The sequence below is a fragment of the Aminobacter sp. BA135 genome, from assembly GCF_050859125.1.
In the GTDB taxonomy this organism is placed as follows: domain Bacteria; phylum Pseudomonadota; class Alphaproteobacteria; order Rhizobiales; family Rhizobiaceae; genus Aminobacter; species Aminobacter ciceronei.
This window is the reverse complement of sequence record NZ_CP139572.1, coordinates 5,378,308-5,396,111: the sequence shown is the minus strand read 5'-3', so window position 1 is coordinate 5,396,111 and position 17,804 is coordinate 5,378,308. Positions and strand designations below refer to the sequence as shown.

Sequence of the window (17,804 nt, the reverse complement as noted above, 5' to 3'; positions counted from 1 at the left end):
ATCTGTTTGTAGCCTTCGATCCGCGTCAGTTGAGGGATCGCCATAACTTCACTTGACGGCTCCCCCGGTCAGCCCTTCAACGAACCACCTTTGAGCAGAGAGGAAGGCGATGATGAGTGGAAGGACGACTAGGGTAGATGCCGCCATAAGGGGACCGTAGTCGTTCCCAGCCTCCTCGTTCTTGAAGACCATGATACCGAGCGGCGGCGGCATTAGGTTCTGATCACGCACAGCGATCAGCGGCCAAAACAGGCTGTTCCAGTGGCTGACAACGGAGAAGATGCCGAAGGCGATGATCGCGGGCAGCGCCATCGGCACCATGATGCGCGAGACTATCCCAAGCTCAGAGAAGCCATCGAGCCTGGCGGCATGGACGACGTCGTCGGGGATCGTCTTGAAGAACTGCCGGAACAGGAAGATGCCGAAGGGCGAGACCACGTAAGGGAAGACCAGCGCCGCATAACTGTTCAGAATCCCGAGCTTGGCACCGAGGATGAAGAGCGGAAGCGCCAGCATCTCGTGCGGCAGAAGAAGGGCGATCAGCACCAGCGCGAAGAGCAGGTTGCGACCGGGGAAGTCCAGCTTGGCGAGTGCGTAGGCCGCCGGCGCACAGATCACGATCTGGAGAGCCAGGATTGCGGCGCAGACCACGACGCCGTTAATCATGTAGCGCGGCAGCGGTGAACTCGTCAGCGCCTTGGTGTAGTTCTCGATGCCATAGAACTGCTCAGGCCAAAAGCTGAAGGACGCGCGGAAGATTTCTCCCGGTGACTTGATCGACAGCGACACCATCCAGACGAATGGAATGAGGATCAGCGCGCCGCTGATTAAAAGGACCGCATGGCGAACGATGGCCGACGGCGGTGCAAGGCGTTGCGCCCTCATTGGTAGTGAACCTTCTTATCCATCACACGCGCCTGGATCAGCGTGAGGGCTACAACAATGAAGAGAAAGACAACCGCGACCGAGGCGCCGTAGCCGGTCCGCAGATATTGAAAGCTCTCGCGGTAAAGCGTGTAGAGCAACATCTCCGAGGCATGGCCGGGCCCGCCCTGGGTCAGGATCTGCACTGTGTCGAAGGTCTCGAAGGCTTTCAGCGCCACGACAATGAAGATGAACATGGTGACGGGCCCGAGCATCGGCAGCGTTACGGTGCGCAGACGGTCGAGAAAGGCGTCCGCGCCATCGATGTCGGCGGCGTCATAGAGGTCCTGGGGGATGGACTTCATGCCCGCCAAGAACAGCACCATCGCATAGCCGAGGTTCTGCCAGATGCCGATAATGGCGAGCACCGGCAGGACCGTGTTCTCGTCGCGCAGCCAATTGGCCGTCGGCAGGCCGAGACTGACAAACGTTTGGTTGACGAGTCCGATGGTCGGATGCAGCAACGCCTCCCAGGCGATCGCCGTGGCCGTCAGCGTTGCCATGAATGGCAGGAAGTGAATCGCGCGATAGAAGGCGCGGAACGACTTGCCGCTCTCGATGAGCAGCGCGATGGCGAGACCCAGAACGATGGTCCCGGGCACGACGATCACGACATAAAGGATGCTGTTGACGAAGGAGGCGCGGAACACCTCGTCGGCTAAGAGTTCGCGGAAATTGGCGAGGCCAACGAAGGTGAACGAACTTGCCCCGAACTGCCAATCGGTAAGCGCGACGGCAATGACGGCGAAGACCGGCAGGAAGAACAGGACGATAAGCAGTAGGAGCGCCGGGCCGGCGAGCGACCAGGCTGCCAGCATCTCCGCAATCTGGTGACGGCGCAGTGCCTTCTGTGAAGCGCCGCGATCAGCTGGGGATGTGATCGCTTCCGCTGTGGCGGACGAGGCGCTTCTCATTGCACGCGCTCCTTCATCTTCACGAGGCTGGCGCTTTTGTGGTCGTGAGGACGCAGGCGCCGCCCGTCCCCGGCAAAGAGGAGCAGCCTTTCCGGTTTGACGCCGAGATGCAGCGTCCGGCCGAATGTTATCTGCGGCGCACGCTCGGCAAGCAGGCGGGCGATGACGGGATGGTGCGTCCCCGGAACGTCGAGATGCACGTAAAGGTCGGAGCCCATGTGCTCGACCAGGCGTACGGCGCCGGTCAGGATGTTGTGGCCGCCGGCCTCGACGAGGTGGAAGGCCTCGGGCCGGATTCCAAGAGCAACATCGGTCCCCAACGCAATATCCGCAGGAATGGTGAAGCTCGTACCCGCAGTTTCGGCCAGTCCGCCATCGCGCACGCGTGCCTGGAGCTTGTTGATCTTTGGCGAGCCGATGAACTCGGCCACGCGCAGGTCATCGGGATTGGCATAAATCTCCTGCGGCGCAGCGACCTGTAGAAGCTCGCCGTCGAGCATGACCGCGACCCGGTCGGACATGGTCATGGCCTCGGACTGATCATGGGTCACATAGACGAAGGTGACGCCGAGGCGGTCGTGCAATTCCTTGATTTCGGCGCGCATCTGCACCCGCAGCTTGGCATCCAGATTGGAGAGCGGCTCGTCCATCAGGAAGACGGCCGGCTGGCGCACCATGGCGCGACCGACGGCGACACGCTGGCGTTGGCCGCCGGAAAGCTGGCCCGGCTTGCGCGCCAGAAGATGGCCGATGCCGAGCGCCTTGGCTGTTCGCATCACCTCGATCTCGATCTCGGCGGCAACCGCCTTCGTTCCCGGCCCGAAACGCCCGACCAGCGGCAGGCGCTGCCAGGCGGAAAGCCGGCGCATTCGGAGCGGCACTGCCATGTTCTCCTGAACCGTCATATGCGGGTAAAGCGCGTAGGACTGGAACACCATCGCCACGTCGCGCCAATTCGGCCGCACGCCGTCAACCACGCGTTCACCGATCGCGACCGAACCGCCGGACTGCACCTCGAGCCCTGCCAGAATCCGCAGCAGCGTCGACTTCCCGCAGCCCGAGGGACCAAGCAGCGTCAGGAACTCGCCGTCGGCGATCTTGAGCGAGACATCACGCAACACAGGCGTGGCGCCGAAGGATTTTTCTATTTTTTCGATAGTGATGGCCGCCATAGTGCTTTACCTCTTTCAGCCGAGCGCGGCGGAAAACCACCTCTTACTGAACTAATACCGCGGCAGAAGATCAAAGCGTTTTGTTACACGCGCGTGACATGTATCGAATATTTCGATAATTGCCCTCCGAATCGGGATGGATGAGCGCGCGGATAGGGGTGAGATCTTGGACGAGGAAAAGGATCTTTCGCTCAATGCTGTTCGGGCTTTCGTGCAGGTCGCACGAGACAACAGCGTTACTCGGGCCTCGAAAACCCTTGGCATCACCCAAAGCTCGGTGAGCCGCCACCTCGCGGTATTGGAAGAGTATTTCGGCGCCAAGCTGCTCGAACGGCACGGACGCCTGAGTCAGTTGACGGATTTCGGGCGGCTATTCGCCGACGCCGTTGCCGAGCCGCTCGACACGATTTTCTTTACGGCAAAGCGGATGCGCCGCGGTGACAGGAAAGATGCCAACCGGCTCGTCGTGAGGACGTCGCTCTCGACGTTCGCCTATACGCTGCTGATTCCCAATTTGAACGACTTCTCGAAGGAAATGGGCGGCGTCACGGTCGACGTCATCAGCACCCTGTCTGCCCCCGCCTCAAACGACAGCTTCGATGTCCTCCTGACCCGTGACCTGACGCTGACCGAACCGGGAGATCGCTGGGATTTCTATGATGAACAACTCGTCTGCGTCGGGTCGCCTGACTGTGTCGCCGGCCGCGGCCTCGAAGCGCTGCGAACCACACCGCTGATTGCCGTCACCGCGCGGCCGGACATCCTGCCGACCTGGCTCCGCGGCATGGATCTGAAGACGTCGGACATCATCTCTGGGGCACGCTACGACCATCACTACCTGGCGCTGCCGGCGGTAACGACCGGCCAGACCTTGCTGGTGACGCCGCATATCGTCGTCGCGGACCTAATCAAACAGGGGCTTCTTGAGGTCCTTCCCGACTCGCGCGCGCCGAGCGGCATGCAGTACCGGGCCTATGCGGTCGATCGCAGCGGCAATCCGGATCTCGCCCGCGCCTTCTGTCGTTGGCTCACAAGGCTCTGCCGGAAAAAGACCGAGGAGGAGAGCACAGCGAAATAATTTCCTGGCGCAATTGCATCGCAAAACGCGATCATTTTGCCCGCATTCCGCGATGCAAGAACTGGCGAACAAAGGGCGCCTCATCTAGCTCTGGGCATAAACTCCCCTGGTTTGAGGAATATCCATTTGCCCCTACTAGCCAAAAGACTCCAGGCCGTCCGCCCCTCCCAGACAAAAGACATGACCGCCAAGGCGACCGCCTTGCGCGAACAAGGTGCCGATATCGTCACGCTGAGCCAAGGTGAGCCGGATTTCGACACGCCAGAACCCGTCCAGCAGGCCGGCATCGCCGCCATCCTCAATGGCAAGACGCGCTATACGCCGGTTGCCGGAGTCAAGCCGCTGCGCGAGGCGATCCGGGAGAAGCTCTCACGGGACAACGGGCTCGATTACGACATCGATCAGATTACCGTCGGCTGTGGCGCCAAGCAGGTGGTCTTCAATGCACTCTTCGCCAGCCTCGATGCCGGGGACGAGGTCATCATCCCGACACCCTGCTGGGTCTCCTATCCGGACATGGTACGGCTCGCCGGCGGCGAGCCGGTGCTCGTCCCCTGCCCCGAGCGGTTGGGTTTCAAGCTGAAGCCGCAGGACCTGGAAGCGGCGATCACGCCGCGCACCAAGTGGCTGATGCTGAACTCGCCGAACAATCCGACCGGCGCGGTCTATTCCAAGGCCTGTCTGGCCACTCTGGCTGAGGTCCTGCGCCGACACAGCCATGTCCACGTCCTTTCCGACGATATCTATGAAAAGCTCGTCTATGGCGTGCCTTTCGCCACGATGGCCGAGGCCGCGCCGGACCTCATCGACCGGGTGCTGACGGTCAACGGGGTTTCCAAGTCCAGCGCCATGACCGGCTGGCGCCTTGGCTACGGTGCCGGTCCAAAGGATCTCGTCAAGGCGATGAACACGATCGAGGGCCAGACCTCGTCGCATACCAGCTCGATCTCGCAATATGCAGCGATCGAAGCCATTGCTGGCAACCAAGACCACATCGCCGATTTCGTATCCGCCTTACGCAAGCGCCGCGATCTCGTTGTCGAGCAGATCAATCATGCCGAGGGCCTGAAGTGTCGCGTTCCGAACGGCGCTTTCTATATCTTCGTCTCCTGCGCCGGCGTCATCGGCAAGGTGACCGGCAAGGGCAAGGTGATCGAGAGTGACATGGATTTCGCCATGCATCTTCTGGAAGAGTTCGGCGTCGCGGTCGTGCCCGGCAGCGGCTTCATGGCCTCACCCTATATCCGCATTTCCTATGCCGCATCCGAGGACGAGTTGAAGCGCGCCTGCGGCCGCATCCTCGCAGCCTGCACCGCCCTTTCCGAAAGCGAGAAGACCCATGAGCAAAGCGAAGCAGCTGCGTGACCGCATAGCCGAACGGGGCCTCGTCCATATCATGGCCGCCCACAGCCCGCTTTCGGCCGTCTTGGCTGAGGAAGCGGGCTTTGACGGTCTCTGGGCCTCGGGCTTCGAGCTCTCCGCCCTTTACGGCCTGCCGGACATGAGCCTCATTTCGATGACGCAGCATCTCGACATGCTGCGTGCGATCGCCAGCCGGTCGTCGCTGCCGATCGTCGCCGATATCGACACCGGCTACGGCAATGCGATCAATGTGATCCATGCCATCTCCGAATATGAGCACGCCGGCGCCTCGGCCGTCGTGATCGAGGACAAGACCTTCCCGAAGGTTACCAGCCTCGCCGCGGGCGGACGGCAAGAATTGCTCCCGGTCGCGGAATTCCGGGGCAAGATCGAGGCGGCCATCAGCACCCGCCCCGATCCTGACTTCCTCGTCATCGCCCGCACCGAGGCCTTGATCGCCGGTCTCGGTGAGGAGGAAGCTCTCGCACGCGCCAAGGCTTATACGCAAGCCGGGGCGGACATGATCCTGATTCATTCCAAGAAAAAGGATCCGTCCGAGATTGAAAGCTTCGCGCGCGCCTGGGATGGCGATGTGCCGCTCACCATCGTGCCGAATGCCTATCCGGAGCTCGACGCGCCCCGCATCCAGGCGCTCGGCAATATCCGCATGGTGATCTACGGGAATTACGGCATCCGCGCCGCCACGACCGCCATGCAGGACACCTTCCGCCGCATCATCGCCGACGGTGGCGTGCACAACGTCCATAAGGACATCATCCCCGTCGAGGAAATTTTCCGGCTTCAGGGTATGGAAAAAGCCAAGGCCGACGAGAAACGCTTCCTCCGATAGTCACGGTTGAAATTGCGCTCGGCCGGATCGAGGCAGCTAATGGCAATAGCGAGGTTTTCGCCGCCGCCCGCGATCTCGACGGTTTTGCCCGGGAAAGTGCGATCCGCTTTTCGCGAGGCAAGCCCGGCGACGAGCCTTACATCGTGTCGGATGGCGAAGACGCTATGCCGTATGACTGTGAGTGGCAGAGCACTGGCTGGATTGGTTCACCTCAACCGGCGCTTCAAATGGCTATCGAACCCTGACTATCACACGCTCGACCTTCGCGATCTCGATGCTGAAACACGTTTCCGTCGATACAACCGCGCTCTGAAAGTCATACGATGGAACCTTTTTGACCATGGCCGATCCTGTCCCATCGTCTCGAGATCGAGGCAGCCGGACAAAGAACCGCCAGGATCGATGTTGCGCGGTCTTCAGATCAAAATCGGCTCAGACTCGCTGCCTGACATCCCCAACCCTCTCCGGTCTGCGAGGTATACAGGTCACAATCAACACCATCCGACATCTCCTGTCGCCTTTGTCGGGCCCGCGACACAAGTTTATTTAGCCAATTTAATATTTTTGCCAAATGTTAAATAGCTGAAAAGCAATCATAAAATTTCTTCTTCGATCCAACCGGCCAAATTGGCACGAGTTTTGAAACGATCGGTGCGAGGCGGCGGGATCTGCCGACCGACATTGAAGTCGCGGGTAGCCGCTATGGATGGAAGAAGGAAGGAAAGCAACATGTCAGGTCTGCGTCAGATCGCATTCTACGGAAAGGGAGGCATCGGCAAGTCCACCACCTCTCAAAATACGCTAGCCGCCCTGGTCGACCTCGGACAGAAAATCCTGATCGTCGGCTGCGACCCCAAAGCCGACTCCACCCGGCTGATCCTGAACGCAAAGGCGCAGGATACGGTTCTGCATCTCGCCGCCCAGGAAGGTTCTGTGGAAGACCTTGAACTCCAGGACGTGCTCAAGATCGGCTACAAAGACATCAAGTGCGTGGAGTCCGGCGGCCCCGAGCCGGGTGTCGGCTGCGCCGGCCGCGGCGTCATCACCTCGATCAACTTCCTCGAGGAGAACGGCGCCTATGATAATGTCGACTATGTCTCCTACGACGTGCTGGGCGACGTGGTGTGCGGCGGCTTTGCGATGCCGATCCGCGAAAACAAGGCCCAGGAAATCTACATCGTCATGTCCGGCGAGATGATGGCGCTCTATGCCGCCAATAATATCGCCAAGGGTATCCTGAAATACGCCCATTCGGGCGGCGTGCGGCTCGGCGGGCTGATCTGCAACGAGCGCCAGACCGACCGCGAGCTCGACCTCTCCGAGGCGCTGGCCGCAAGGCTCAATTCCAAGCTCATCCACTTCGTGCCGCGCGACAACATCGTCCAGCACGCCGAACTGAGAAAGATGACGGTAATCCAGTATGCGCCGGACTCCAAACAGGCAGGGGAGTACCGCGCGTTGGCCGAGAAGATCCATGTCAATTCGGGCCAGGGCACCATCCCGACCCCAATCACCATGGAGGAGCTCGAGGACATGCTGCTCGACTTCGGCATCATGAAGACGGACGAGCAAATGCTTGCCGAGCTTCAGGCCAAGGAAGCGAAATTGGCCGTCGCTCAGTAGCCGCCGCTACCGACAGGGGGCGCCGACCGTGACCTGGCGCCCCTTTGTACGAAACAAGGCCTCGTTGGCGAGGCGTTACCCGAACCTTGAAAGGGGCAGGTCCCATGGGCCTCGACTATGAGAATGACGGCACTTTGCATGCGAAGCTTATCGAAGACGTGCTGTCCCAATATCCAGACAAGGCGGCGAAGCGTCGCAAGAAGCACCTCAGTGTCGCAACGAGCAAGGACGAGGCTGGAGGTGAGGACAAGGGCCTTTCCGAATGCGACGTCAAATCGAACATCAAATCCATTCCGGGCGTGATGACAATCCGCGGCTGTGCCTATGCCGGCTCCAAGGGCGTGGTGTGGGGTCCGGTCAAGGATATGGTCCACATCTCGCACGGGCCAGTCGGCTGTGGGCAATATTCCTGGTCGCAACGCCGCAACTATTACGTCGGCACGACGGGCATCGACACGTTCGTGACAATGCAGTTCACCTCCGACTTCCAGGAGAAGGACATCGTTTTCGGCGGTGACAAAAAGCTGGAAAAGATCATCGACGAGATCGAGGACCTGTTTCCGCTCAGTGGAGGCATCTCGGTGCAGTCCGAATGCCCGATCGGCCTGATCGGGGACGATATCGAGGCAGTGTCGCGCAAGAAAGCCAAGGAGCACGAAAAGACGATTGTACCGGTGCGCTGCGAAGGTTTCCGCGGCGTTTCACAATCGCTCGGCCACCACATTGCCAATGATGCGATCCGCGATTGGGTCTTCGACAAGGGCGATGTCGCGTTCGAGTCCGGCCCATACGACGTCAACGTCGTCGGCGACTACAACATTGGCGGCGATGCCTGGGCCTCGCGAATCCTGCTCGAAGAGATTGGGCTTCGTGTGGTCGGCAACTGGTCGGGCGACGCCACACTCGCCGAGATAGAGCGCGCGCCCAAGGCCAAGCTCAACCTGATCCACTGCTACCGATCGATGAACTACATCTGCCGGCACATGGAGGAAAAGTACGGCATCGCCTGGATGGAATACAATTTCTTCGGCCCCACCCAGATCGAGGCCTCGCTGCGCAACATCGCCAAGCATTTCGGCCCGGAAATCGAGGAGAAGACCGAAAAGGTCATCGCCAAGTACCGGCCCCTGGTCGATGCCGTCATCGCCAAGTACCGACCGCGCCTCGAAGGCAATACTGTGATGCTCTATGTCGGCGGGCTGCGTCCTCGTCACGTCATCACTGCTTACGAGGACCTCGCTATGGTGATCGTTGGCACCGGCTACGAGTTCGCCCACAACGACGACTACCAGCGCACCGGCCATTACGTGAAGAATGGCACGCTCCTCTATGACGACGTCACCGGTTACGAGCTGGAGAAGTTCATCGAAGGCATCCGCCCTGATCTCGTTGGCTCCGGTATCAAGGAGAAATACCCGGTGCAGAAGATGGGCATCCCGTTCCGCCAGATGCACTCTTGGGACTACTCCGGCCCGTATCACGGTTATGACGGCTTCGCCATCTTCGCGCGCGACATGGATCTGGCCATCAACAACCCGGTCTGGGGTCTCTACCGCGCGCCGTGGAAGAAGATGAAGGACGCACCGCTGAGGGCCGTCGCCGCCGAATGAGGACTGGCCTCCCTGCCAGGCAGGGAGGCCGATAAATGCTCGGGGGCACTCGATCCGCGAGGGGCCCTTCAAGTTTCGATGTCCCTGTGCTGCCGCTTGCCGCGGCCAGATGGAAAAGGTGACCACCATGCCGCAATCGGCCGAAAAAGTTCTCGACCATGCTCCATTGTTCCGCGAGCCGGAATATAGACAAATGCTTGCCGAGAAGAAGCTGAATTTCGAATGTCCGCACCCTGATCAGATCGTCACCGATCAACGCGAATTGACCAAGACTTGGGAATACCGCGAAAAGAACCTCGCTCGCGAGGCGCTTGTCATAAACCCCGCCAAGGCCTGCCAGCCGCTCGGCGCGGTGTTCGCGGCCGCGGGCTTCGAGCGGACCATGTCTTTCGTTCACGGTAGCCAGGGCTGCGTTGCCTACTATCGCTCGCATCTGTCGCGACATTTCAAGGAGCCTTCGTCAGCGGTTTCCTCCTCGATGACCGAGGACGCGGCAGTGTTTGGCGGCCTGAAGAACATGGTCGACGGGCTCGCCAATACCTACAAGCTCTACGACCCCAAGATGATCGCCGTCTCGACCACCTGCATGGCCGAAGTCATTGGCGACGACCTGCGGAGCTTCATCGAGAACGCCAAGAACGAAGGCTCGGTCCCGAGCGACTTCGACGTGCCTTTTGCTCATACGCCTGCCTTCGTCGGCAGCCATGTCGATGGCTATGACGGCATGGTGAAGGGCGTGCTGGAGCATTTCTGGAAGGGCAGCGAGCGCTCGCAAGCCGCTGGGACCATCAACATCATTCCAGGCTTCGACGGATTCTGCGTCGGAAACAACCGGGAACTTAAGCGCCTCCTCGACCTGATGGGTGTCACCTATACCGTCATTCAGGACGCCTCAGACCAGTTCGACACGCCGTCGGACGGCGAATACCGCATGTATGACGGTGGCACCAAGATCGAAGACGTGAAAGGGGCACTGAACGCGGAGGCGACACTGTCGCTGCAGCATTACAACACCCGCAAGACGCTGGAATATTGCAACGAGGTCGGGCAGGCGACGGCATCCTTCCACTATCCGCTGGGTGTCCAAGCGACCGACGAATTCCTGATGAAGGTCTCGGCGATTTCCGGCCAGGAGATCCCCGAGACAATCCGGATGGAGCGCGGCCGACTGGTTGACGCCATGGCCGACAGCCAGTCATGGCTGCACGGCAAGAAGTACGCAATCTATGGGGATCCGGACTTCGTCTACGCCATGGCTCGCTTCGTCATGGAGACCGGCGGCGAGCCGACACATTGCCTCGCGACCAACGGCACATCGGCCTGGGAGGCCGAGATGAAGAAATTGCTTGCATCCTCGCCCTTCGGCCAGGATGCCCAGGTCTGGGCGGGCAAGGATCTCTGGGCGATGCGTTCGCTGCTGTTTACAGAGCCGGTGGACCTGCTGATTGGCAATTCCTATGGCAAGTATCTGGAGCGCGACACCGGCACGCCGCTGATCCGGCTGATGTTTCCAATCTTCGACCGGCACCATCACCATCGCTTTCCCCTCATGGGCTACCAGGGTGGATTACGCGTGCTGACGACGATCCTCGACAAGATATTCGACAAGCTCGATCGCGAGACGAGCGAAACGGGCGTGACGGACTATTCCTATGACCTCACCCGCTAAGCCCGTACCGGCTTTTCGTCGAGGCCGCCCATGCCCAATGGACGTCGGAGACTGACGCAATGACCTCGCTCAGTGCCAAGATCCAGGACGTTTTTGACGAGCCCGCCTGCGATAACAACCGCGGCAAGGATGCCAAAGCGCGCAAGGAGGGCTGCTCGAAGCCGCTGACCCCCGGGGCGGCAGCCGGCGGCTGCGCCTTTGACGGCGCCAAGATCGTCCTGCAGCCGATTACCGACGTTGCGCACCTGGTCCATGCGCCGCTCGCCTGCGAGGGCAATTCCTGGGACAACAGAGGCGCAGCTTCGTCCGGGCCAACCCTGTGGCGGACAAGCTTTACAACCGACCTCACCGAACTCGACGTCGTGATGGGGCAGGGCGAGCGGAAGCTGTTCAGGGCGATCCGCGAGATCAAGGAAACATATGCGCCGGCGGCAGTCTTCGTCTATTCGACCTGCGTGACGGCGCTGATCGGCGACGACATCGAGGCCGTGTGCAAACGCGCGGCAGAAAAATTCGGCTTGGCCGTGGTGCCGATCAATGCGCCGGGCTTGGCCGGCTCCAAGAACCTCGGCAACAAACTGGCCGCCGAAGCGTTGCTCGATCATGTCATCGGCACGGTGGAACCCGACGACGCCGGACCCTATGACATCAACATCCTTGGCGAATTCAACCTCTCCGGCGAATTCTGGCTGGTGAAGCCGCTGCTTGATCGGCTCGGCATCCGGGTGCGCGCCTGCATTCCGGGCGATGCGCGTTACATCGACGTTGCATCCGCGCACCGCGCCCGGGCGGCTATGATGGTGTGCTCGAGCGCACTCATCAATCTGGCCCGCAAGATGGAGGAGCGCTGGGACATCCCGTTCTTCGAGGGCTCCTTCTACGGCATAACAGATACCTCGGAGGCACTTCGCAACATTGCTGAGCTGCTGGTGAGAAAGGGCGCCGATGCGGAGATCCTCGATCGCACAGACACGCTGATTGCTGAGCAGGAGGCGATTGCGTGGAAGAAGCTCAAGGCCTACCGCCGGCGGCTTCAAGGCAAGCGCGTTCTGCTCAACACGGGCGGTGTGAAGTCCTGGTCAGTCGTCCACGCGCTGATGGAGATCGGCATGGAGATCGTCGGCACCTCGGTCAAGAAATCCACAGTCGAAGACAAGGAGCGGATCAAACGGATCCTCAAGGACGAAAACCACATGTTCGAGCAGATGGCAGCGCGCGATCTTTACGTCATGCTCTCAAAACACCAGGCCGACATCATGCTGTCGGGCGGGCGCACGCAATTCATCGCCCTGAAGGCCAAGACGCCCTGGCTCGATATCAACCAGGAGCGCCAACATCCTTATGCCGGCTATGACGGCATGGTGGAACTTGTCCGGCAGATCGACCTCGCCATTCATAACCCGATCTGGGACCAGGTGCGGGAGCCGGCGCCGTGGGATCGCCAGCCTGCCGGGGAGGACGATCTGGCGAGCACGAAGAACGGGACCGCGACTGTGAACGCCTTCAATGAATTCGCTGGCGCGACGGCTCACCGCTTCGGCAACCGTTGAGGAAATCCGATGGTCCGCATCCTTCGCAAAATCAAATCAGCGGCGGTCAACCCGCTGAAGTCGTCGCAGCCGCTGGGTGCCGCCTTCGCTTTTCTTGGAGTCGAGGGTGCGATGCCCCTGTTCCACGGCGGCCAAGGCTGCACCAGCTTCGCGCTCGTGCTCTTCGTGCGGCATTTCAAGGAAGCGATCCCCTTGCAGACAACGGCGATGGATGAGGTGGCAACCATACTCGGCGGAGCGGACCATCTGGAAGAGGCGATCCTCAACCTCAAAACCCGCACTAAGCCAAAGCTGATAGGAGTGTGCACGACCGCGCTGGTGGAGACCCGTGGCGAAGACTGCGCGAGTGATATCGCCAACGTCAAGCTGAAGCATGCGGAAGAGCTCGCGGGTACGGAGGTTGTGCTGGCCAACACGCCTGATTTCGGCGGCGCTATCGAAGAAGGCTGGGCCAAGGCTGTCGCGGCGATGATCGAAGGGATTACACGGTCGGGCGCACGGACCCGGCAGCCGAAGAAGATCGCGATCCTGCCCGGATGCAACCTCACTGTCGCTGACGTCGAGCATTTGCGTGACATGGTTGAAAGTTTTGGGCTCAAGCCGGTTATCCTGCCGGACGTCTCCGGCTCACTCGATGGCACGGTTCCTGACCGCTGGGTAACCACTACCTATGGCGGCACCAGCGTCGAGGAAATCCGCGAGCTTGGCACGGCGGCGCAATGCATCGTCATCGGCGAGCACATGCGCCACCCGGCGAAAACGCTGCACGGGTTGACCGGCGTGCCTTACGCGGTGTTCCAGTCGCTGACCGGATTGAGGGCTGTTGACCGGTTCGTCTCGCTGCTATCGGCGGTTTCGGGCGCGGCGGTGCCGGCCCGGGTGCGCCGTCATCGGGCGCAATTGCAGGATGCGTTGCTCGACGGACATTTCCATTTCGGAGGCAAGAAAATTGCGATCGCGGCTGAACCAGACCAACTCTATCAACTCGCAACCTTCTTCACCGACATGGGCTGCGACATCGCGGCGGCGGTCACGACGACCGATATGTCGAAGATTCTGCAAAAAGTACCGGCGGAGTGGGTTCAGATCGGCGATCTCGGCGATTTGGAAGCTCATGCAGCGGGCGCGGATCTTCTCGTAGCACATTCCCACGGTCGCCAGGCGTCGCAACGCCTTGGGATTCCGCTCATGCGCGTCGGCTTCCCGATCTTTGACCGGCTGGGCAGCCAGCATAAGCTCACAATCCTGTACCGGGGGACCCGCGACCTGATCTTCGATGTTGCCAATATCTTCCAGGCCAACCAGCGCGCGCCGACACCTGAGGCGCTTGACCCATTCCGTAATCGAGAAATGCCAGATGAGCTCCGTTCGTCGCCTCTCACTCGTCACTGACGAGGTTCACGCACCGATGCCTGAACGACGAGCAGGCGCATTGCGCGTAGCCATCGCCACGCAAGACATGAAGGGTCTCAATGCCCATTTCGGGTCGGCCAAGCGCTTTGCTGTCTACGACGTGACGCGCGAGGAGTGGCATCTCGTGGAAGCCCTGGCCTTCGATGACGTTTCCGATGAGAGCGGGAAGCGTCGGACCGAGGGCGATGACCGCATCACGCCGAAGGTGGAGGCGCTGAAGGGATGCCACCTGCTGTTTTGTCTGGCCATTGGCGGGCCTTCGGCAGCCAAGGTTATTTCGGCAAAAATCCATCCCATCAAGGTGCCGCAGCCACAAACCATCCAAGAGGTGCTGTTGCGCACGCAGATGATGCTGAGAACCTGTCCTCCGCCCTGGCTGCGCAAGGTGCTGGCCGAAGCCGGTGTCGCCGAAAAGAAACCCTCCTTCGAGGACGAGGACTGAAACGAGGAAAGAGCAAAATGTTTGAAGTCGCGATCAGCCATGCTGTCAACGATGACGAGGCGGCCCTTGCCAGCCCGTTCGTCAAGTGCCTCGTGCGGCTGATCCTTGCTCAAGATTCCCACGGGTCCTGGGACGGCAAAGCGGACGCCGAGTTGCTGGCGGACTTCATCGTCAGCAAGGAACAGCGGCGTACGATTCCGATCATCGGCGATCCCGATCCGGACGTGCTGTGGAGGCTCGACAAGTTTTACACTGCCGTCGCCCTTGCGATCGAGGAGCGCTCCGGCCTGATGGCATCGCCGATGATCGAAATGAGCCATGAGGGGTTCGGGCGCGTGCTTTTCACCGCCGGGCGGCTGGTCGTTCTGTCCAAGACCGTGCGCGACGTCCATCGATTCGGCTTCGAGACGTTCTGCAAACTCGCCGCGGCCGGTACGAAACTGGTCGACGATGCCATCGCAGCCATCGACGCCTATCCCGAGGTGGCACGGGCATGAAACCGATTTTCGAGCAAGAGGATCATGTCAGGCCTTGAGGAGCCGCGATGGCCAGCCCACGCGGCCGACGCGGTCGAGGCCAATTTGGTTCTCGGGGTAGCGCTGATGAAGCCACGCGTCCTGATCTGTTCGCAAGATGCGGAGTTCTATCTGTTCCTCAGCCACATACTGGAGGTGGACGGGTTCGTCAGTGAGCCGGCAGGCGGCGCGAAGGAAGCACTTGCAATGGCCGACGATCGCGACTTCCAGGCCGTGGTGCTGGACTGCGGTTCAACGAGCCTTACCGGGTCCGCAATCTGCGCCCGGCTCAAGCGGGAGCCCCGAACCGGCGGCCTGCCCATCATTGCCCTGATCGCGCCCGGCGCCGAGAACCAGCACCTCGATCTGTTGAAGGCCGGCATTGACGAGAGCTTTGTGCGGCCTGTGGCGCCGGCCAAGCTGCTCGATTGTCTGCGGACGAGGCTGGCGCTGCCGAAGCCGGGTTCAAACGCGATTGAAAACGACAGCTGGCTTTCCTATGGCAGCCTTGAGATGAAGCTCGATGCCCACCGGGTTTGCGGCAATGGCCATGACATCCATCTCGGACCGATCGAGTTCAACGTGCTGCGGCATTTGCTCGAGGCGCCCGGCACGGTCTTCAGCAGGGACGAGCTGATCGGGGGGGCCTGGCCGGCCAATATCCATGTCGGTGTACGCACAGTCGATGTCCATATCAGTCGGCTCAGAAAGGCGCTGGAGACGGCCTCGACCGATATCGTCATCCGTACCGTCAGGTCGGCCGGCTACTCGCTCGAGAAGCTGGACGGCTGAATCGAGTGCCGGGTGTGGTTCCACTCCCTTTCCTCGCGCTGTGAGCCGGTCTCGCGGCCTGAAACGCCCTCAACGGATACTCAGGAAGAAACAGGAAAATGGGCTTTAAAACGGTACTCTGTTTGACCGGCGCTGACCATTCCGATCAGGACGTCAGAACTGCTGCCGGCTTGTGTGCGGAAATCGGCGCGCACCTTTCCGTACTGATCATACCCGCTCCGATGCTCCTTATGTCGCATCGGCGGATCGGAGATGGTGTCCCAGAGTGGCCGGTAGCACGTGGACAGGCAATTGCCAGATTGAACGATCGGTTTCGGCAAATCGATCGATTTACACAGAACGCGATCAGACTGGAAAAACGCTCCCGAGATATCCACAAACTGCTGGAATCTATGTCGCTCGCCTATGATGTTGACACCGACTATTACGATCCGGCCAGCCTCGGTGAAGTGGCACGACAGCGTGCGCTCTGCGCCGACCTCACGATCATCGGACCGGAGCTCCTCAACGACGAGAATCTCGGACCTCCTATGGTCAACGGCTGCTTGTTCGATACGGGAAAGCCGGTGCTCGTTGTGCCGAAGGGGGCTGAGGCGACGCTGTGGCCACGGCGCGTCCTGGTCGGTTGGGATTCGCGAGTCGAGGCGTCCCGTGCGGTTCGAGAAGCGCTGGGCCTCCTATGCGTTGCTGAGGAAGTTCGTGTCGCCCTGGTCGATCCGAAGGGCAACTACAACGGGAACGGCGCGGAGCCTGGAGCCGACATCGCTGCCTATCTCACTCGGCACGGTGCTCGGGTGTCGGTTGACCTCCTGCCAAGTGCCGGCAAATCGGCGGCCACGGTGCTTGCGCAGCACGCAATCGACACGTCTGCCGACATGATCGTCATGGGCGCTTATGGCAACCGGCGGCTGCGTGAGCGGCTCTTCGGCGGCATGACGAGATGGATAGTCGAAAAGCCGCCATTGCCGCTGTTTTTGGCTCGCTGAATGGTTTCGGAAGTTCCGTCTCTATGCCCATCCGCTTGGCTTCATCGACCACAAGCACATGAAACTGGTTCGCCGCAGCGCAGCGCCAACCCAACCGCTTGGCGCTGCGGCGAACCCATCATAAGCGGGGAAACTGTTACCTAGTATGGACTGCGCCCCTCGGACCGGACAGATTGAACAAGGCTTGGAAGCCGGGCTTTCGAAGGATGGAAGCCCATGGTGACTTATCGCACGCACAGCATCCGGTTCAATCTGTTAACCATCTATCGGCTGGACACTCAAGGTCCATATAGCAGGAAGGCCCTCACGAGGGCCTCTCTGCGGCGTTATCCGTACCCAGTTCGGCCGGCTATCCTCGCGAAAAAGGCCGCCGGTTCCTTCTCCGTGTATGTCCAAGAGCTGTGTCCCTACGGCGTTTCTCCAAAACCCGATTGATGAAGACGCCATCGAACAGAACGCGCCGCCGATGCCACCACTTGGCGCACCGCCCTACGTCGTTGAGGAAAGAGAAAAAAGATGACCACGCCTATGACCTACTCCGAAGTTCAAACTGCGCTCGCGCGCGGGGAGACCGTGCGCGACCGCCCCATGAAAGTCGCGCTTACGCACAAAGCTGGCGTGCAGGCCGGCGATATTGATCGCAAGATGCAAGCCGAAAACGCAGCCGTCCGGCCGGAGACTCTGGAAAGCCGCCATGCAGCGGCCCTCGGAAAAATAACTCGAATGCCGCTGGTGCCAACCTTCACCAGCGTCGCTGCCCGGTCGCCTAGAGTGGCTCGTCTCTCTGCCGATCTTCGACGATGTATTCGCTTGCGGTGCATTCTGCGGTTGCGCAACGAGTAGCCTTGGCTATAGCCATGAAGCCATTGCGAAGCGATCATCGCTGTGCGAACATTTAGAGAAC

16 protein-coding genes are annotated in these 17,804 nt (G+C 60.6%); 13 read left to right on the top strand and 3 right to left on the bottom strand.

Annotated features, from left to right (window positions below; all coding sequences use genetic code 11):
* Positions 1–48: 48 nt before the first annotated feature.
* From SLT36_RS26205 to SLT36_RS26195, 3 genes are all read right to left on the bottom strand, one after another.
* Positions 49–885: a carbohydrate ABC transporter permease gene (locus tag SLT36_RS26205; RefSeq protein ID WP_432284968.1), complete on the bottom strand. Its 837-nt coding sequence runs from the start codon at positions 883–885 to the stop codon at positions 49–51.
* A complete protein-coding gene (locus SLT36_RS26200; protein WP_432288499.1) occupies positions 882–1,742 on the bottom strand; it encodes a carbohydrate ABC transporter permease in 861 nt (286 codons plus the stop codon). The genes SLT36_RS26205 and SLT36_RS26200 overlap by 4 nt, the downstream gene beginning before the upstream one ends.
* Before the next feature lie 92 nt (positions 1,743–1,834).
* Positions 1,835–3,010 carry an ABC transporter ATP-binding protein gene (locus tag SLT36_RS26195; RefSeq protein WP_432284967.1) on the bottom strand — a complete coding sequence of 392 codons (1,176 nt, stop codon included), beginning with the start codon at positions 3,008–3,010 and terminating at the stop codon, positions 1,835–1,837.
* Positions 3,011–3,176: 166 nt separating this feature from the next.
* On the opposite strand from SLT36_RS26195, the gene SLT36_RS26190 reads away from it, so the two are divergent.
* From SLT36_RS26190 to SLT36_RS26130, 13 genes are all read left to right on the top strand, one after another.
* A complete protein-coding gene (locus tag SLT36_RS26190) occupies positions 3,177–4,088 on the top strand; it encodes a LysR family transcriptional regulator (RefSeq protein WP_027056533.1) in 912 nt (303 codons plus the stop codon).
* Positions 4,089–4,268: 180 nt separating this feature from the next.
* Complete coding sequence (locus SLT36_RS26185) at positions 4,269–5,453, top strand: pyridoxal phosphate-dependent aminotransferase (protein ID WP_081709753.1); 1,185 nt, start codon at positions 4,269–4,271, stop codon at positions 5,451–5,453.
* A 31-nt stretch (positions 5,454–5,484) separates the two neighbouring features.
* Positions 5,485–6,300, top strand: coding sequence for an isocitrate lyase/phosphoenolpyruvate mutase family protein (locus tag SLT36_RS26180; protein ID WP_432284966.1), 816 nt, complete (start codon positions 5,485–5,487; stop codon positions 6,298–6,300).
* A 729-nt stretch (positions 6,301–7,029) separates the two neighbouring features.
* Positions 7,030–7,923, top strand: coding sequence for a nitrogenase iron protein (gene nifH, locus SLT36_RS26175; protein WP_006331760.1), 894 nt, complete (start codon positions 7,030–7,032; stop codon positions 7,921–7,923).
* Positions 7,924–8,027: 104 nt separating this feature from the next.
* Positions 8,028–9,533, top strand: coding sequence for a nitrogenase molybdenum-iron protein alpha chain (gene nifD / locus SLT36_RS26170; protein WP_432284965.1), 1,506 nt, complete (start codon positions 8,028–8,030; stop codon positions 9,531–9,533).
* A gap of 127 nt (positions 9,534–9,660) precedes the next feature.
* Positions 9,661–11,202, top strand: coding sequence for a nitrogenase molybdenum-iron protein subunit beta (gene nifK / locus SLT36_RS26165; protein WP_432288498.1), 1,542 nt, complete (start codon positions 9,661–9,663; stop codon positions 11,200–11,202).
* A 59-nt stretch (positions 11,203–11,261) separates the two neighbouring features.
* A complete protein-coding gene (nifE, locus tag SLT36_RS26160; protein WP_432284964.1) occupies positions 11,262–12,752 on the top strand; it encodes a nitrogenase iron-molybdenum cofactor biosynthesis protein NifE in 1,491 nt (496 codons plus the stop codon).
* A 9-nt stretch (positions 12,753–12,761) separates the two neighbouring features.
* Complete coding sequence (gene nifN, locus SLT36_RS26155; protein ID WP_432284963.1) at positions 12,762–14,144, top strand: nitrogenase iron-molybdenum cofactor biosynthesis protein NifN; 1,383 nt, start codon at positions 12,762–12,764, stop codon at positions 14,142–14,144.
* Entirely contained in the window at positions 14,110–14,607 is a 498-nt protein-coding gene (nifX, locus tag SLT36_RS26150) for a nitrogen fixation protein NifX (RefSeq protein ID WP_027056526.1), read from the top strand. The genes nifN and nifX overlap by 35 nt, the downstream gene beginning before the upstream one ends.
* A gap of 17 nt (positions 14,608–14,624) precedes the next feature.
* The gene (locus SLT36_RS26145; protein ID WP_027056525.1) at positions 14,625–15,104 is read left to right on the top strand and encodes a NifX-associated nitrogen fixation protein; all 480 of its coding nucleotides are present in this window, start codon (positions 14,625–14,627) and stop codon (positions 15,102–15,104) included.
* Positions 15,105–15,128: 24 nt separating this feature from the next.
* Entirely contained in the window at positions 15,129–15,914 is a 786-nt protein-coding gene (locus tag SLT36_RS26140) for a response regulator transcription factor (protein ID WP_432284962.1), read from the top strand.
* Between the two features lie 98 nt (positions 15,915–16,012).
* Positions 16,013–16,900: a universal stress protein gene (locus tag SLT36_RS26135; protein ID WP_432284961.1), complete on the top strand. Its 888-nt coding sequence runs from the start codon at positions 16,013–16,015 to the stop codon at positions 16,898–16,900.
* A gap of 516 nt (positions 16,901–17,416) precedes the next feature.
* Positions 17,417–17,743 carry a hypothetical protein gene (locus tag SLT36_RS26130; RefSeq protein WP_432284960.1) on the top strand — a complete coding sequence of 109 codons (327 nt, stop codon included), beginning with the start codon at positions 17,417–17,419 and terminating at the stop codon, positions 17,741–17,743.
* Positions 17,744–17,804 lie beyond the last annotated feature (61 nt).

Excerpts from the sequence above, each read along its gene's own strand:
- nifX (WP_027056526.1), top strand. The coding sequence starts at position 14,110 with ATGAGCTCCGTTCGTCGCCTCTCACTCGTCACTGACGAGGTTCACGCA.
- nifE (WP_432284964.1), top strand. The coding sequence starts at position 11,262 with ATGACCTCGCTCAGTGCCAAGATCCAGGACGTTTTTGACGAGCCCGCC.
- SLT36_RS26185 (WP_081709753.1), top strand. The coding sequence starts at position 4,269 with ATGACCGCCAAGGCGACCGCCTTGCGCGAACAAGGTGCCGATATCGTC.
- SLT36_RS26135 (WP_432284961.1), top strand. The coding sequence starts at position 16,013 with ATGGGCTTTAAAACGGTACTCTGTTTGACCGGCGCTGACCATTCCGAT.
- SLT36_RS26200 (WP_432288499.1), bottom strand. The coding sequence starts at position 1,742 with ATGCTGGCAGCCTGGTCGCTCGCCGGCCCGGCGCTCCTACTGCTTATC.
- nifD (WP_432284965.1), top strand. The coding sequence starts at position 8,028 with ATGGGCCTCGACTATGAGAATGACGGCACTTTGCATGCGAAGCTTATC.
- SLT36_RS26195 (WP_432284967.1), bottom strand. The coding sequence starts at position 3,010 with ATGGCGGCCATCACTATCGAAAAAATAGAAAAATCCTTCGGCGCCACG.
- SLT36_RS26205 (WP_432284968.1), bottom strand. The coding sequence starts at position 885 with ATGAGGGCGCAACGCCTTGCACCGCCGTCGGCCATCGTTCGCCATGCG.
- SLT36_RS26130 (WP_432284960.1), top strand. The coding sequence starts at position 17,417 with ATGACCACGCCTATGACCTACTCCGAAGTTCAAACTGCGCTCGCGCGC.
- SLT36_RS26180 (WP_432284966.1), top strand. The coding sequence starts at position 5,485 with ATGGCCGCCCACAGCCCGCTTTCGGCCGTCTTGGCTGAGGAAGCGGGC.
- SLT36_RS26145 (WP_027056525.1), top strand. The coding sequence starts at position 14,625 with ATGTTTGAAGTCGCGATCAGCCATGCTGTCAACGATGACGAGGCGGCC.
- nifK (WP_432288498.1), top strand. The coding sequence starts at position 9,661 with ATGCCGCAATCGGCCGAAAAAGTTCTCGACCATGCTCCATTGTTCCGC.
- SLT36_RS26140 (WP_432284962.1), top strand. The coding sequence starts at position 15,129 with ATGTCAGGCCTTGAGGAGCCGCGATGGCCAGCCCACGCGGCCGACGCG.
- nifN (WP_432284963.1), top strand. The coding sequence starts at position 12,762 with ATGGTCCGCATCCTTCGCAAAATCAAATCAGCGGCGGTCAACCCGCTG.
- nifH (WP_006331760.1), top strand. The coding sequence starts at position 7,030 with ATGTCAGGTCTGCGTCAGATCGCATTCTACGGAAAGGGAGGCATCGGC.